Here is a 15,662-nt window from a genome sequence, read left to right as displayed (position 1 = left end):
GGATTTTTTAGTTTCTTTTATCTATTTAGAGGTGTTAATAACATGTAAAGCGGCGGGGCCTGTCGTTTTACGAATAATGAGTTCTGGTTCTATTTCAATTTGGATAGGAGTGTCTATAGTTTCCTTTCCCTCAATAATTAACAGCAAATGTTCTAAGGCAAGGAATGCCATGGTATCGATACTTTGTGATACAGTTGTGAGACTAATCATGTGATTGGAAGCTAGATTGATATTATCAAATCCAATGATTGATAAATCTTTTGGCACTTCAAGGTTTAGCTTCGTAACTGCATCAATAATGGCCAATGCCATTTGATCAGAGTTCACAAAAATACTGGTTGGCCTGTTTGTACTAGAGAAAAGCTTATCCACAAAATGAATAATCTCATGATAAGAAAGTGCTCCCTGATATACTAAATTTTCATTATATTGTATTCCGTATTTTTTTAATGCTTTTTTATAGCCAATATGCTGACGATCTAAATTCAGAAACGTTTCAGGGCCGGATATATAAGCTATTTCTCGATGTCCCAGCTCAATAAGGTGCTCAGTTGCCATATATGCACCCTTCTCATTATTTAATATAATATAGTTAGCTTGCTCATAATTATCAACAGTACTATTGTATAAAACAGTCGGAAAACCAGATTGAAAAAGCTCCTTAACTCTCTTATTTGATCGATTTACAGTCCCAATAAGAATGCCATCTACACGTTTGCCGATCATTGTTTGAATGGTTTTATCCAAATTTTCACTTCTATAATTGGTATAGCCGATAATGACATCATATTCTTGTTCTTTCGCTTTCCTCATAATGATGTCTGATGACTCTGCATAAAACGGATTGGTAATATCGCCGACAATTAAACCAATTGTTCTTGTCTTTTTCTCGGCTAAGCTTCTGGCTATTTCATCACGTGTGAAATTTAATTCTTTTATAGCTGTTAAAACTTTTCTTCTCGTTTCTTCCTTTATATATGGATAATGATTTAACACCCTTGAAACAGTTGATTGAGATACTTTCGCTTTTCGTGCAACGTCATAAGCATTTATTCTACTATTCATGCTATACCTCACAAGTAAATTCATTACGCATTCAACCTAAAGAATGATCATCTCAAAAAATGGCGGGTCATATAGCTAAATATATTATTATAAATCTATTGACTAGCCAATTTTTGACAACATCCTTTGATGGTTTTACAGAATAAACCTATACTTAGATTTCCTCGAAAAGGGGACTTTGTTTTTTCGTTGAACAGATTTTGATCCTTCTGTATTCTCTTTCACTTCAGATAATTTGACGCCATAATCAACTTCTTTTATTTATAAGGTTGAAAAGGTCTGCTCGCAGAGACAACCTCATTTAATGCAGACGTAATGACATTATTTAACACGATACAAACCAATTGAGCCCCTTTTTCAAAAGCATTTACAGCTGTACCGCCGTTACCAGCAACAGTACCAATAGGTACATTTAAAATTTCCCCTTTCTTATACAGATCATTGATGACCTTTTGCACTTCAGGATGATTTGCACCTTCTAATTGATACCCCATGCTCACAGATAAGTCTGTTGAACCTATAAATGCTAAATCAATCCCATCAACAGAAACGATTTCTTCAAAGTTGTTAACAGCTTCAGGAGTTTCAATGTGAACAATAATCATGATATTTTCATTGCATTCATCTAAATAAGACTTTCCACTATCTTTGCCATAGCGGGCCGGCCTAATCGAATAGGAAACACCTCTATTGCCATGTGGAGAAAATTTTGCCCGTTTTACTACTTCAAGAGCATCTTCCTTCGTATTCACCATTGGTACTTGGATCGCGTTCGCACCACGATCAAGCGCCTTTTGTATACTGGATGGGTCATATGAGACTCTAACAATTGATGCAAGACCAACTGAGTCTGCTGTACGAATCATATTTTCAAGCTCTGAAGAACTAAAAGCCCCATGTTCATCATCAATCAACACATAATCAAATCCCGCATAGCCAAGCATTTCAACTAAAGGTGGTGAATAAATCCCTAAAAATGCACCGAGAACTTGTTCACCACGTTTTAATTTATCTTTAACAGAGTTCTTCAATGTTCACACTCTCTTTCTATTATTCTATTGGAGTTAAAAATTTAACCATTTCCTTAACAGAATACTCACAATTTCCGGCTGCTCTAATGTGCTTAGATGACCGCATTTATCTATGATTTCAAGACAGGAAGTTGCAATGTTTTCTGCGATAAATTCTGACATCTGAATTGGACAGACCCTATCTTCTTTTCCTACAATGACCATTGTCGGACATTTAATTGTAGCAAGAATGGGACGTTGATCTAAACGCCCCATTACTGCTTTTAACTGATTGATATACGCATCTTTACCGATTTTTTTAGCCATATCGAGAATCGTTTCAACTAATGAGTCATCTTTTCTTCGGTCTGGATGGATTAATACTGGTATAAGGTGATCAATTGTAATAGTAAGAAATTGACCGTTATTTGCCATATCGATGAACTTCTCCCAACCAGAAATTTGTTCACTCTTTGGAGGGGTAGGATTTGTATCAAGTAAAGCAAGCTTTTTAACCCGTTCTGGTGCTAGACGCATAATCTCAAGGGAGATAATGCCGCCAAGCGACAAACCAGCAAGTGCAAATTTATCTGGCGCTTCCTCTAATATTGATTTTGCCAATCCAGTTATTGAATCCTGCCTCGTCACATCACAGACTTTCACTTCAGCAAGGTCCGACAAGCTTTCGATTTGGTGCTTCCATAGTCGTTCATCACAGAGCGTACCGGGTACTAGAAGAAGCGGTGTTTTAGACATTCTTATTTTTCACCCATTTTTAATTTGGTTGCAATTTCTTTTTCTAGTTCGGCAAAATTATCAGGTTTAATCATTTTTCCTAATTCATTTGCATGGAAACCGTATTTTGCAGCTTCTTGTATCACTTTTGGTGACCAATAAGGGTCTTTTCCATCAAAAACCTTATGTTGTTCAAGAACAGCAAAGATCCAAGAATCTTCATCACTGATGTTTTCAAACCCCCTCCACAATCCAGGTGGTAATGAAATTAAATCCCATTGATTAATGATTGTTTCACCTTCGATTTCATCCGGCCCATTTCCCCAGTAAAAACGCCATTTCCCTGTTAATGGAAGAAATGATTCAATATAATCATGTGTATGATAAGCGGGACCGTTTCCTTTAGGTGCTTTTACCATCCCGATCTGAAAACCATGCGGCTCAGTAATTTCAGGTGTAAAATTATCATTTTCACTTGCTGTATCACCTATTAGGGTATAATTAATGCGTTGATGCCCTGGAATGACACTATCGATAAACGTTATAGGTATTCCTCGTGGTATCATTTCATCAAAACGAACAATCCAATTCTTTTCCATTTCTTCATTTGTTACAATTTTTTTTACTTTAGGTTCTTGTACAGTCATAATAAAATTCCCCTTCCAATTTATGTTATTAATCGAACTTCATTTATCTATTAAAAGTAAGGAAATAAAAATAAGTTTCGGTTTCCTTACTTAAAATACACACTTTAAAGAGTAAAGACGGCTAGCTTTAATTCTGTCATCTCTTCAACTGAATACTTAACACCTTCTCGACCTGTGCCGCTGTTTTTCACTCCGCCATAAGGCATTTGGTCAACTCTGAACGATGGGATATCATTAACAATTACCCCGCCTACTTCAAGACGTTCAACAGCATCAAATGCTTTCTGGACACAAGTTGTATAAACACCTGCTTGAAGGCCGTATTCAGAATCATTTACAAGGTCTAATGCTTCATCCCAAGTTTGATATGAATTAATGGAAACAATTGGTGCAAAAGCCTCTTGGCAGCTTATTGCTTGTGTTGGCTCTGCATTTTTGATAATCGTTGGCATCAGAACCGCACCATCACGTGAACCGCCACAGACGATTTCAGTTCCTGCTTTTCTTGCCTCGTCAATCCACTTTTCGACACGTTCGGCTTCTTTTTGATTAATTAATGCTGATAGATCAGTGCTTTCAGCTTCCGGGTCTCCAATCTTAAGCTGCTTCGTTTTTTCTACAAACTTTTGAAGGAACTCGTCAAATATGTTTTCATTTACATATATACGTTGAACTGAAATACAGACTTGTCCTGCAAATGCAAACGATCCTTCAACACATCGAGATACAACTGCATCTATGTCATTTACACTATCTACAATGACGGCAGAATTGGAACCTAGCTCTAATGTTACTTTTTTCAAACCAGATTTCGCTTTAATTCCTAAGCCAACCTCAACACTGCCTGTAAACGTAACCATTTTAATCCGCGGGTCAGTGATCAAAATATCACCGATAACACTTCCTTTACCTATAACAACGTTTAATGCGCCTTTAGGCAATCCTGCTTCCTCAAAAATTTCCGCTGTAATCAATGCGCTAAGCGGCGTTTGGGAGGCTGGCTTTAAAATAACTGAATTTCCTGCAGCTATGGCTGGACCAAGTTTATGGGCAACTAAATTAAACGGAAAATTAAACGGTGTTATTGCTGCAATGATACCGAGCGGTTCACGCTTCGTAAATGCAAAACGGCCTTTTCCATTTTTTGCAGCATCCATCGGAATTGTTTCACCGTGTATACGCTTTGCTTCTTCTGCTGCAAATTTATAGGTTTCAATTGTCCGTGCAATTTCTCCCCGTGCTGCTTTTAATGGCTTAGCGTTTTCCTTTGCAAGAATTAACGCACACTCCTCAAGTCTTTTCTCAAAAAGCTCTGCAACACGTTCTAGGATTTTTGAACGTTCGAGTGCTGTTAATTTCTTCATTTCTTTAGCAGCTTGTTCAGCATATTCTATCCCTTTAAGTACTGCTTCCTTTTCAGCTAACGGAACTTGAGCAATTACTTTCCCTGAATATGGTGATTTTAAATCATAATAAGCATTTGCTTCTTGCCACTCACCGCCAATGAACAACTTCTTTTTATCTGCACTTGTGGATATCAAATTAGCTCCCTCCCTTTCCTTTAAATGCGCTTTGATAGATTTTAAGAATCTTTTGTTCATTTAACTTATAAGGAGTATTTGATAGCAAGCGATCAATTTTTGCTGCTTGCTCTGCTAACATCGGTAATGATTCTTCATCTATGCCCAGTTGAGATAAAGATGTTGGTAAATCAAGATCCTCTAAAAGCTGATACAAATAATGAACAACTGCGTTTAATGTTTCATGTGGACGTGATTTGAAATCTCCTAGCTGTAAAAAGGCAGCGACATCGATCATTTCTTCTGTACATGTTTTCCCAATTACTTCGAACACAAATGGCATTAAAAGGGCATTAGCAACACCATGCTCGATATGATATTTGCCGCCAAGTGGATATGCGAGCGCATGGACCGCTCCAACCCCGGCATTTGCAAGTGCAACACCTGCTAGAGAGCTTACCCAGCTCATTCCGACACGTGCCTCAAGATCACGGCCGTTATGAACAGCTCTTGTAATGTTTGAAGTGAATAATTTCATTGCTTGTTCTGAGTAAACCTTCGTAAGTGGCGTAGCCTTAATTGCAATATAAGATTCAATTGCATGAGTAAAAGCGTCTACACCCGATGCAGCGGTAACCCGCGGCGGACAGGAAATTGTCAATTCTGGGTCAATGATTGCCACATCAGGTAGGAAAACTGGGCTTACAATTCCTCGTTTTACTTGCTGTTCTTCATCACCAAAAATAGCATTCATTGTTACTTCTGAACCTGTTCCAGATGTTGTTGGTAAAAGTATGCATTTTACCTCACGCGATTCAATCGTCTTAGCTCCGCTTAAATATGGTGATAAATCATCTTTTCCACATAAAGCAGCTGTTGCTTTTGCTACATCTAACGCACTTCCTCCGCCAATGCCGATGATTAAGTCGCATTCCTCGGCATTGAGCGTTTGAACAGCTTCTTGTAAAAGTTGAAAAGTAGGCTCTCCAGCAATCTTTGTAAAGGTTACTGTTGGTATAGAAAGTGGTTCAATAAGATCTATAACTTTTTGGACGACTCCAACTTGCTCTAATCCTTTGTCACTCACTAAAGCAATTTTTTTAACACCTAGTGCTTTAATTTCAGGTAGTAATGATGTAAACGTACCAATGCCAAATCGAAACACAGTTGGCATCCTGAAATCATGAAAAACAGAGTTTAAATGATTAATAGACATATTTTCTCCTCCATTGAATGCGCATTCAAAATTATTACCAAACAGTCCAACCACCATCGATTATTAGTGTTTGACCTGTCATCATATCGGAACAATTTGATGATAAATATAAAACCCCACCATATAAATCCTCTGTTTTAGCAAGCCTGCCAAGTGGAATTCTATTTAATACATCTTTTTTAAAGACATCATCTTCAAACATTTCATTTGTCATTGGTGTCTCGATAAATGTTGGTGCAACTGCGTTAACATTAATATGATGTGGCGCCCATTCGATTGCAAGCGCTTTCGTCAACTGTGTGAGACCGCCTTTACTAGATGAATATGCTGCACGTTTATAATACCCAACAAATGCCATTTGCGATGATATATTAATAATTTTTCCTTTTTTCTGTTTAATCATATATTTTCCCGCTGCTTGACTGGTAAAAAACACACTTTTCAAATTAATATCTAATACTTTATCCCAATCTTGCTGTGTTAAATCTTCTGCTGGCTTTGGAATGTTCGTTCCAGCATTATTAATTAAAATATCAATCTTTCCGAAGTGATTATGCACTTCCCCCATCATTTTTGGAATATCATCTAACATTGTTAGATCAAAACATACAGGTAAAACCTTTACTCCAGTTTGATTTTTAATTTCATGTGCTGCTTCTTCAAGTTGATCTTTACTTCTAGCAACTAAAGCAATGTTTGCCCCTGCTTGTGCGAGGAGTTTTGCTAAATCTTTTCCAATCCCTTTACTTGCTCCTGTAATTATGGCAACCTGACCATTTAAATTGAATAATTGATTGATATCCACCGAATCAGCTACCTTTACAGTTTTTAGTTGACAGCATTATGAATGCCACCTGCCCAAATTATTAATTTTAGAATACTTGCATTTTTTTTAGATATGAATGCGCATTCAAATATTCCTTATATAAAATATAAATAACTATCTAAGTTTTGTAAATAGGAAATTAGATATTTATCTAAATAATTTAAAACTTTTTACAGGATTATCTATAAAACATATCCTAAATAAATTTCAGCAGGAATAAAGCCGATTATCCTTCACTAAAGAATTATCAGCTTTATGTATTTTTCTATTATTTATGATTTTGTAGTTATATTAGCGGAAATGGCAAATAATATCAGTCAATCTTGGATTACCTCTGCGGCTCCAGAGGCACCAGATTTTGCCAATGAATTATTTTTAACTTCTGGTCAATTAGGGGTAACAATCGGTATAACCGTTAGTGGGATAGTTATAACAAGTCTGGGAATAAACTATTTGGTTTTTGTAGGGATATTAGCGTCTTGATTTAGCTTATAAAATTCATTACACATATAATTCTAAAAAGCTGCAGCTGCGCTCATATGACAGTTAATATGGAAGAAAAGGCCCCCCACCAGTTTAGTAAACTGATGAAAGACCTTCTCTGATAAGATGGTTTTTTGTGAAAAAAGTGAGCTTTTTTGCTTACTATGAGCAAAAGTATGAGCAGCATTTATCTTTATTCCACTTAAAAACCCCTATATTTCAAGGCATCATGATGTTTATTACATCATACCGCCCATTCCACCCATGCCGCCCATGTCAGGCATTCCGCCGCCAGCGTTTTCTTCTGGCTTGTCAGCGATAACAGCTTCAGTTGTTAAGAACATAGCTGCTACAGATGCTGCGTTTTGTAGTGCAGAACGAGTAACTTTTGTTGGGTCAACGATACCAGCTTCGATCATGTTTACCCATTGGCCGTTAGCAGCGTTGAAGCCGACGCCAACTTGTTCGTTTTTCAAGCGCTCAACGATAACAGAACCTTCAAGGCCTGCGTTGTGTGCGATTTGACGAACTGGCTCTTCAAGTGCACGTAGAATGATGTTAACACCTGTTTGAGTGTCGCCTTCTTCTTGAATTGAAGCTACTTTGTTGTATACGTTAACTAGTGCAGTACCACCACCAGCTACGATACCTTCCTCAACTGCTGCACGAGTAGAGTTAAGAGCATCTTCAATACGAAGTTTACGTTCTTTTAGTTCTGTTTCAGTTGCAGCACCAACTTTGATAACTGCTACACCGCCAGCTAATTTAGCTAAACGCTCTTGTAATTTTTCTTTATCAAATTCAGAAGTTGTTTCTTCTAATTGAGCACGGATTTGGCCAACACGTGCTGAAATTTGATCAGATGCACCAGCACCTTCAACAATTGTAGTATTTTCTTTTGTTACAACAATTTTTGAAGCACGGCCTAATTGATCAATTGAAGCAGATTTAAGGTCTAAGCCTAGTTCTTCAGTGATAACTTGACCGCCAGTTAAGATCGCAATATCTTCTAACATTGCTTTACGGCGATCACCGAAGCCAGGTGCTTTAACTGCTACTGCATTGAATGTTCCGCGAAGTTTGTTCACTACTAATGTAGCTAATGCTTCACCTTCTACATCCTCAGCAATCAATAATAGCGGCTTGCCTTGTTGAACAACTTGCTCTAATACAGGTAAGATTTCTTGAATGCTAGTGATTTTTTTGTCAGTGATTAAGACATATGGATTTTCAAGAACTGCTTCCATTTTGTCAGAATCCGTTACCATGTATGGTGATGCATAACCACGGTCAAACTGCATACCTTCAACTACTTCTAGTTCAGTTGAGAAGCCTTTAGATTCTTCGATTGTGATAACACCGTCGTTACCAACGCGTTCCATTGCTTCAGCAATTAATTGACCTACTTCTTCGTCAGCTGAAGAAATTGCAGCAACTTGTGCAATAGACTCTTTGCCTTCGATTGGTTTTGAGATTGCTTGAAGTTCCTCTAATGCAACCGCAACAGCTTTTTCGATTCCTTTACGAACAACCATTGGGTTTGCACCAGCAGTTACGTTCTTTAATCCTTCACGAATCATCGCTTGAGCTAATACAGTTGCAGTAGTTGTACCGTCACCAGCAACATCATTTGTTTTGCTTGCAACTTCTGCAACAAGCTTAGCACCCATGTTTTCGAATGCATCTTCTAATTCGATTTCTTTTGCAATGGTAACACCGTCATTTGTAATTAAAGGAGAACCGTATTTCTTTTCTAATACAACGTTACGTCCTTTAGGTCCTAATGTTACCTTTACAGCATCTGCTAATGCGTCAACACCACGCAGCATTGCACGACGAGCTTCTTCGCTAAATCTAATATCTTTTGCCATTTTCACAAGACCTCCTCAAATTTTTAAATGTTCTATGATATGTGGGTGTTATTAATCATTAACCAATAACAGCTAAAATGTCGCTTTCACGTAAAATTAAGTATTCAGTACCTTCATATTTCACTTCAGTACCTGCATATTTTGAGAAGATAATACGATCGCCTTCTGCTACTTCAAGTGCTACTTTTTCTCCGCTATCTAATACACGACCTGTACCAACAGCAACTACTTTACCTTCTTGCGGTTTTTCTTTCGCACTATCTGGAAGGACGATACCGCTAGCAGTTTTTTCTTCAGATTCTACTAACTCGATAATAACGCGATCACCTAATGGCTTTAACAAGTGAAACAACCTCCTCAAATTCTTTTAAAAATGATTATTTTTCCTTTTTATTAGCACTCGGTTCACTTGAGTGCTAACACAATTAATATATTATATAAGATCTCTTTCAATTTCAAGTATGAAGTTAAAAATTTTTTTAAAAAAACTCACCTATTAAATTTGACCATAAAACGAAATGTTCATACATCTTTTCGTTCATTCAGCATAGTTATCATACATATGATCGCAAGAAGGTATGTTACAATATAATGGGACTTAATAACGTTTAAACCGCTATGACCTTATGTCAAAGTCGGATCTTACCGGTTAAATATCCTTACTACTCTTCTTAGCTTTTCCTATTCTTATAGTAGTGGTTTACTGCCCATTAAGATCAGGATAAGTTTGATCCATTTTAAGACATAATAAAGGAGGCTTCTATGAAAAAGCATTATTGGTTTATTTTATTAACATATATACTCATGCAGCTTTCAGGTGCTATTGGGATCGGCATCTTACAACTCTTACATATAGGTGATACACAAATTGAACAGTTTGCTTATTGGACCATTTTCAGCTTTACGGCTGCATTTATCATTATTCTGCTTTTATTAAGAAAAGAACGGAAAGATGAGAACTTGCTTCGCGGAGAACCATCCTCTGTAGCAGCTTCAGTAGGCTGGGCGATCGGAGGCTTCTTTTTAGCGATCATTGCACAAAGTATTGCAGCAAATATCGAAATAAATCTATTTGATGTTGATCCTGGGTCGGAAAACACACAAATGATTGTTCGTGTCATTGAGTCAGCACCTTTTGTCATCCTTGTTACATCCATTATAGGCCCAATTTTAGAGGAAATCATTTTTAGGAAGATTATCTTTGGCGTGTTATATAAACGGACAAATTTTATTATTGCAGCTTTGATTAGCTCCATTATTTTCTCCCTCTTACATGGCGAACCGGAGCACTTGCTTTTATATGCGTCAATGGGCTTTACCTTTGCTTTCTTATATGTAAAAACAAAACGGATCATTGTCCCTATTTTTGCCCATGTTGCCATGAATACGATGGTTGTCATTGTTCAAACTGTATTCCGAGAGGATATAGAGAACATGATGAAGCAAATGGAGGAACTTCAGAACGTTCAAGCGATTATTGGAGGCTTTTTAACATGAGAACAAACCCGATTTCTATGGGGATCTTTTATTTAACCATGGGACTGCTGTTTACGTATTTAGCAATAAGTAGCGCAGAAAACGGAATTTTTTCCTTCCCAACGATCCTATTAATGCTAATCGCAACCTTTGATATTGGTGTTGCGATTAGAATGTTTATCTTTACTAGTAAAATGAAAAAAATGAGCAAAAAAAAATGAGACGAATTATTCAGTCTCATTTTTTGCGTTCTCCTCTTCAAACCTGACCATTTGCACTTTTCTATACGTAATTCGGGAAATCCAAATACTGATTTCATACAAAATAAACAGCGGTATGGAAACCATTAAATGAGACATAAGCTCCGGGGGTGTGATAAGTGCGGCAATGACAAGCAGAACAAAGTAAGCATATTTTCGAAATTTCGATAAAAACATCGGCGTGACAATTCCCAATCTTGTTAAAAACATAATAACAACAGGCAATTGAAACAAAAGGCCAAACGGAATCGTTAGCTGTAATAAAAAGGTAAAATACTCATGAATTCCGATCACCTGATTAATTTCTAAATCCTGCGAGATTCCTTCCATAAAATCAACGACAAACGGAAACAAGACAAAATAGGAAAAAGAAATTCCCGCTAAAAATAATCCAAGTGACATCGGAATATAGCTTAATGTGACACGTCTCTCCTTCTCATATAACCCCGGGCTTATAAACGACCAAAGCTGATACAAAATAACCGGTGAAGTAAGCACAAACGCTATAATAAACGCAAATTTCATATAGACCATCAAAGGGTCTGTTAAATTAAAAGAATTCAAAGTTAAATTCTTTGCTTCATCTGTATGCTGTAAGTAAACAATAATCGGTCTTGAAAGAAAAAATCCTCCAACAATCGCTATGAAAAAGAAAACGACAACAATAACAAGTCGTTTTCTAAGCTCTGTAATATGTTCAATGACCGACATTTCATTTTGTTTCATATCGGTTTTCATCCTATCTTACTTAACTTCGTCCGTTTTTTCTTTCTTCTTTACATCATCTTCCTCATCATCTGCCAAGCCCTTTGTTGCATTTTTAAATTCACGTAATGAACTGCCGACCGCTTTACCGAGATCAGGTAATTTTTTCGGTCCAAAAATAAGTAATGCAAAAAATGCAATTAGCAATAGGCTCCCAATTCCAATGGAGTTAACGAATCCAACTGTTAGCATCGATCTCTACCTCCTTGTAATGATTATTTATCTTCATTTGGATAATGTTTTAAAAAATAAACAAGCGACTGAAGCTCAACCGCTAAATCAATATGATGAATGCGTATCGTATCCGGAACATTTAATCTAGCAGGGGTAAAATTTAAGATTCCTTTAATCCCTTTGACAATCAGCCTATCTGTAATGGACTGGGCAACGGTTGCTGGTACGGTTAAAATCGCAACAGTGACATCCTCAGGCAAATTTTCTTCAAGACTGTCTAAATGATAAACAGGAACTCCGCCAATTTCCGTCCCAATTTTCTCATCATCCACATCAAATGCAAGAGAAATAACGGTGTTATTATTTTTTGTAAAATTGTAATGTAAAAAGGCTGTGCCTAAGTTTCCAACACCTATGAGACAAACCTTTGTCATTTCATCTTGGTCCAATGTTTTTCTAAAAAAAGATAACAAATAATTTACATTATAACCATACCCTTTTTTTCCTAGTGCCCCGAAATAGGAAAAATCCCTTCGAATCGTGGCAGAATCAACCTTTACAGCATCACTCAGCTCAGCAGATGAAACACGCTGCTTGCCTGATGAGTGTAAATTCTTTAAAAAACGATAGTATAAAGGCAAACGCTTAGCAGTTGCCTGCGGAATTTTAGATTGTTCGATATTCACTCTTTATCCCTCACATTCATACAAAACCCCTATGACGCACAAATGCGTCACCATCAATAAAATGAAGGAAAAATGCCGTTTACCTATAAACGCGATCTTATTAGGGGTGAAACCAGCAAGCTCAAAACATGATGATTGAAACTAGCCTTATACTATAAATTTCCTTTTAACAGAAACTGTACATAACCAATTAGCATTATTTTATTGACCTATTATGATCAAATCTCTTTTCTGAAAAAATCTCCGGTTTTGCCGCCTGTTTTTTCTACTAAATAGGTTGGACCGATAACCATGCCTTTATCCACAGCTTTACACATATCGTAAACAGTAAGTGCTGTAATGCTGGCAGAGGTTAACGCTTCCATCTCAACACCTGTACTCCCTTTTGTTTTAACGGTGGATGTAATCATCAATTCATAAGTATGTTCATTAACATTCCATTGAAATGCAATGTCTACACCTTTTATTGGAATCGGGTGGCACATAGGGATTATAGATGACGTTTGCTTAGCAGCCATAATACCTGCTACTTGTGCAACGGAAAGAACATCACCTTTTCCGATTTCATGATTCGTAATCTTTTGATAAATTTCTTCAGTCAATTTTATGCTCGTCTTAGCTTGTGCAGTTCTGACTGTTGTTTCCTTTGCAGAGATATCAACCATTCTGGCTCTGCCTTGTTCATTAAAATGGGTAAATTCTGACATATACTTTATCCCCTTATATCTAGACTATACACTATTTTTACTAATCTGTCTGTTTTGTATTTGTGACAATTAGCACCAATGCCTCTGTCATTTTAACATGAGTTGCCTTCTATAAACATAATCCGGGAAGGATTTTTTCTTCAGATCGGTGAGTTTTATCCAATATGACATCTTTGTTGCCCAGAAGCCCTTATTTAAGCTACACTTAAAGCATTAGCAGAGGTGAAAACAATGATATTGTTACAAATAAATCAACTTAGTAAATATTTTGGCGCAGATCCTATTTTATCGAATATTAAACTTGAGATACAAACGAGAGATAAGATTGCGATTGTCGGCCGTAATGGTGCTGGAAAATCAACTCTTTTAAAAATAATCGCTGGAAAATTGTCTCATGATACAGGAGATATCATCAAACCGAAGGATGTCACAATCGGCTACCTTGCTCAAGATACCGGATTAGAATCTCAATTATCCATATGGGATGAAATGAATCTTGTCTTTAAAGAGCTTCAAGATATGGAAAAAGAAATGAGAACAGTTGAGCAAAGGATGGCTACTGTTGATCCTCAGACAGATTCGCAAAGGTTTGAACAGTTATTAAAAGAATATGACAGCTTACAGGTAAAATTTAAAGAGAATGGTGGTTATCAATATGAAGCAGATATTCGCGCCGTTCTGCACGGTCTCGGATTTAGCGGATTTGATCCTGCCACCAAAATATCTTCATTGAGCGGCGGTCAAAAAACCCGGTTAGCACTAGGGAAATTATTATTAACCAGCCCTGATCTTTTAATTTTGGACGAACCAACAAATCATTTGGACATCGAAACCTTAACATGGCTTGAACAATATTTACAAAACTATCCAGGCGCCATTTTAATCGTTTCCCATGATCGGTATTTTTTAGACAAAATTGTATCACAGGTTTATGAGATCAGTCGTCATACAAGTACGAAATATATTGGTAATTATAGCAATTATTTAAAGCAAAAGGCCGAAAACTATGAAAAAGACCTTAAAACCTATGAAAGGCAACAAGAGGAAGTTGCAAAGCTAAAAGACTTTATTCAACGAAACATTGCACGGGCTTCGACAACAAAGCTTGCACAAAGCAGACGGAAAAAATTGGACAAAATGAACTTGATGGATCGCCCACTTGCGAACGAAAAGTCTGCCAACTTTCAATTTGATATCGACAGGCAAAGTGGAAATGATGTTTTAAAAGCATCGAATATTTCTGTGTCCTATGATTCGGTTCATCCAGTTATCTCAGACATTTCCTTCTCGATTTCTCGTGGTGACAGCATTGCTTTAGTCGGACCTAACGGAATTGGCAAATCTACTCTATTAAAGTCCATTGTCGAGAAATTAAATCCGGTAACTGGGTCATTTACGCTTGGCTCCCATGTACAAATTGGTTATTATGACCAGCAGCAGGCTGATTTAACCTCAAACAAGCGTGTTTTGGACGAGCTTTGGGATGATTATCCACAGAAGACAGAGAAGGAAATCCGCACCGTTCTAGGAAACTTCCTCTTTTCAGGTGATGATGTCTTAAAGCCGGTTTCAACTCTAAGCGGTGGGGAAAAAGCTCGACTCGCACTTTCCAAGCTTATGCTGCAAAATGCAAATTTCCTCATCCTTGATGAACCGACAAACCATCTTGATCTAGATAGCAAAGAAATTCTTGAAAATGCTTTAATTGATTATCCAGGTACCATTCTCTTTGTTTCACATGATCGCTATTTTATTAACAGAATCGCTACCAAAATATTTGAACTTTCAAGTAATCATTTAAAGGAATATTTAGGGGATTATGACTATTTCCTAACTAAGAAAGAGGAGCAGCTAGAGCTGGAGCGCTTGGAACAAACGCAAAACGATAAACCTGCCGTGCAAAGTGGCGCTAAACCTCATAATGAGGCGAAATTAACCTATCAACAAGAGAAAGAGCTAAAAAAGCAGGAAAGACAGAAGCAGCGAAGAATTGAAGAGATTGAGGAAGAAATCAGTATATTAGAAGAACAGATTGAAAAAAATGAAGCACTACTTTGTGACCCAGAGATTTATCAAGATCATGAAGAAGTACAAAAAATTAATTCGGAAAATGAACTCCTCCAAGCGAAATTAGAAAATTTAATGAATGAGTGGGAAAATTTACATTAAAACAGCAAGATTAGTCTTGCTGTTTTTAATTTATTCTACAAATTTACTTCCA

Annotated in this window: 17 protein-coding genes; 4 read left to right on the top strand and 13 right to left on the bottom strand. The window is 36.9% G+C overall.

Annotated features, from left to right (window positions below; all coding sequences use genetic code 11):
* Window positions 1-21: 21 nt before the first annotated feature.
* From ACSVDH_RS01605 to ACSVDH_RS01575, 7 genes are all read right to left on the bottom strand, one after another.
* Complete coding sequence (locus ACSVDH_RS01605; RefSeq protein WP_439253305.1) at window positions 22-1,065, bottom strand: LacI family DNA-binding transcriptional regulator; 1,044 nt, start codon at window positions 1,063-1,065, stop codon at window positions 22-24.
* 257 nt (window positions 1,066-1,322) lie between these two features.
* The gene (locus ACSVDH_RS01600; RefSeq protein ID WP_439253304.1) at window positions 1,323-2,096 is read right to left on the bottom strand and encodes an HpcH/HpaI aldolase family protein; all 774 of its coding nucleotides are present in this window, start codon (window positions 2,094-2,096) and stop codon (window positions 1,323-1,325) included.
* A 33-nt stretch (window positions 2,097-2,129) separates the two neighbouring features.
* Entirely contained in the window at window positions 2,130-2,831 is a 702-nt protein-coding gene (locus ACSVDH_RS01595; protein WP_439253303.1) for an alpha/beta fold hydrolase, read from the bottom strand.
* 2 nt (window positions 2,832-2,833) lie between these two features.
* The gene (locus tag ACSVDH_RS01590; RefSeq protein ID WP_439253301.1) at window positions 2,834-3,457 is read right to left on the bottom strand and encodes a cupin domain-containing protein; all 624 of its coding nucleotides are present in this window, start codon (window positions 3,455-3,457) and stop codon (window positions 2,834-2,836) included.
* A gap of 104 nt (window positions 3,458-3,561) precedes the next feature.
* A complete protein-coding gene (locus tag ACSVDH_RS01585; RefSeq protein WP_439253350.1) occupies window positions 3,562-4,995 on the bottom strand; it encodes an aldehyde dehydrogenase family protein in 1,434 nt (477 codons plus the stop codon).
* Between the two features lie 4 nt (window positions 4,996-4,999).
* On the bottom strand, window positions 5,000-6,193 hold the full coding sequence (locus ACSVDH_RS01580; RefSeq protein ID WP_439253300.1) for an iron-containing alcohol dehydrogenase: 1,194 nt from the start codon (window positions 6,191-6,193) through the stop codon (window positions 5,000-5,002).
* A gap of 34 nt (window positions 6,194-6,227) precedes the next feature.
* Window positions 6,228-6,998, bottom strand: coding sequence for an SDR family NAD(P)-dependent oxidoreductase (locus tag ACSVDH_RS01575; protein WP_439253299.1), 771 nt, complete (start codon window positions 6,996-6,998; stop codon window positions 6,228-6,230).
* A gap of 321 nt (window positions 6,999-7,319) precedes the next feature.
* On the opposite strand from ACSVDH_RS01575, the gene ACSVDH_RS01570 reads away from it, so the two are divergent.
* Window positions 7,320-7,502, top strand: coding sequence for a hypothetical protein (locus ACSVDH_RS01570; RefSeq protein WP_518617455.1), 183 nt, complete (start codon window positions 7,320-7,322; stop codon window positions 7,500-7,502).
* Between the two features lie 239 nt (window positions 7,503-7,741).
* Here ACSVDH_RS01570 and groL read toward each other — a convergent pair whose 3' ends face one another.
* Complete coding sequence (gene groL / locus ACSVDH_RS01565) at window positions 7,742-9,373, bottom strand: chaperonin GroEL (RefSeq protein WP_439253297.1); 1,632 nt, start codon at window positions 9,371-9,373, stop codon at window positions 7,742-7,744.
* Window positions 9,374-9,431: 58 nt separating this feature from the next.
* Window positions 9,432-9,716, bottom strand: coding sequence for a co-chaperone GroES (gene groES, locus ACSVDH_RS01560; RefSeq protein ID WP_439253349.1), 285 nt, complete (start codon window positions 9,714-9,716; stop codon window positions 9,432-9,434).
* Between the two features lie 419 nt (window positions 9,717-10,135).
* Between groES and ACSVDH_RS01555 the strand changes: the two genes are divergently transcribed.
* Both ACSVDH_RS01555 and ACSVDH_RS01550 read left to right on the top strand, forming a co-directional pair.
* Window positions 10,136-10,870, top strand: a complete 735-nt coding sequence (locus tag ACSVDH_RS01555; protein ID WP_439253295.1) for a CPBP family intramembrane glutamic endopeptidase — start codon at window positions 10,136-10,138, stop codon at window positions 10,868-10,870.
* Window positions 10,867-11,070 carry a YdiK family protein gene (locus ACSVDH_RS01550; protein ID WP_299094353.1) on the top strand — a complete coding sequence of 68 codons (204 nt, stop codon included), beginning with the start codon at window positions 10,867-10,869 and terminating at the stop codon, window positions 11,068-11,070. The genes ACSVDH_RS01555 and ACSVDH_RS01550 overlap by 4 nt, the downstream gene beginning before the upstream one ends.
* A 6-nt stretch (window positions 11,071-11,076) precedes the next feature.
* Here the strand turns inward: ACSVDH_RS01550 and tatC are convergent, their stop codons facing one another.
* The 4 genes from tatC to moaC all read right to left on the bottom strand — a co-directional run bounded on the left by tatC (window position 11,077) and on the right by moaC (window position 13,441).
* A complete protein-coding gene (gene tatC, locus ACSVDH_RS01545) occupies window positions 11,077-11,847 on the bottom strand; it encodes a twin-arginine translocase subunit TatC (protein WP_439253294.1) in 771 nt (256 codons plus the stop codon).
* A 6-nt stretch (window positions 11,848-11,853) separates the two neighbouring features.
* Window positions 11,854-12,066: a twin-arginine translocase TatA/TatE family subunit gene (gene tatA / locus ACSVDH_RS01540; protein ID WP_299094351.1), complete on the bottom strand. Its 213-nt coding sequence runs from the start codon at window positions 12,064-12,066 to the stop codon at window positions 11,854-11,856.
* A gap of 23 nt (window positions 12,067-12,089) precedes the next feature.
* Window positions 12,090-12,734, bottom strand: coding sequence for a redox-sensing transcriptional repressor Rex (locus ACSVDH_RS01535; protein WP_299094350.1), 645 nt, complete (start codon window positions 12,732-12,734; stop codon window positions 12,090-12,092).
* A gap of 218 nt (window positions 12,735-12,952) precedes the next feature.
* Entirely contained in the window at window positions 12,953-13,441 is a 489-nt protein-coding gene (gene moaC, locus ACSVDH_RS01530; RefSeq protein ID WP_299094349.1) for a cyclic pyranopterin monophosphate synthase MoaC, read from the bottom strand.
* Window positions 13,442-13,672: 231 nt separating this feature from the next.
* Here moaC and ACSVDH_RS01525 point away from each other — a divergent pair, with 231 nt between their 5' ends.
* A complete protein-coding gene (locus ACSVDH_RS01525) occupies window positions 13,673-15,610 on the top strand; it encodes an ABC-F family ATP-binding cassette domain-containing protein (protein WP_439253292.1) in 1,938 nt (645 codons plus the stop codon).
* Window positions 15,611-15,662 lie beyond the last annotated feature (52 nt).

Source organism: Metabacillus sp. Hm71, assembly GCF_051842955.2.
GTDB lineage: Bacteria > Bacillota > Bacilli > Bacillales > Bacillaceae > Metabacillus.
The sequence above is the reverse complement of the archived record's forward strand: the minus strand, read 5'-3'. Positions and strand labels throughout refer to the sequence as shown.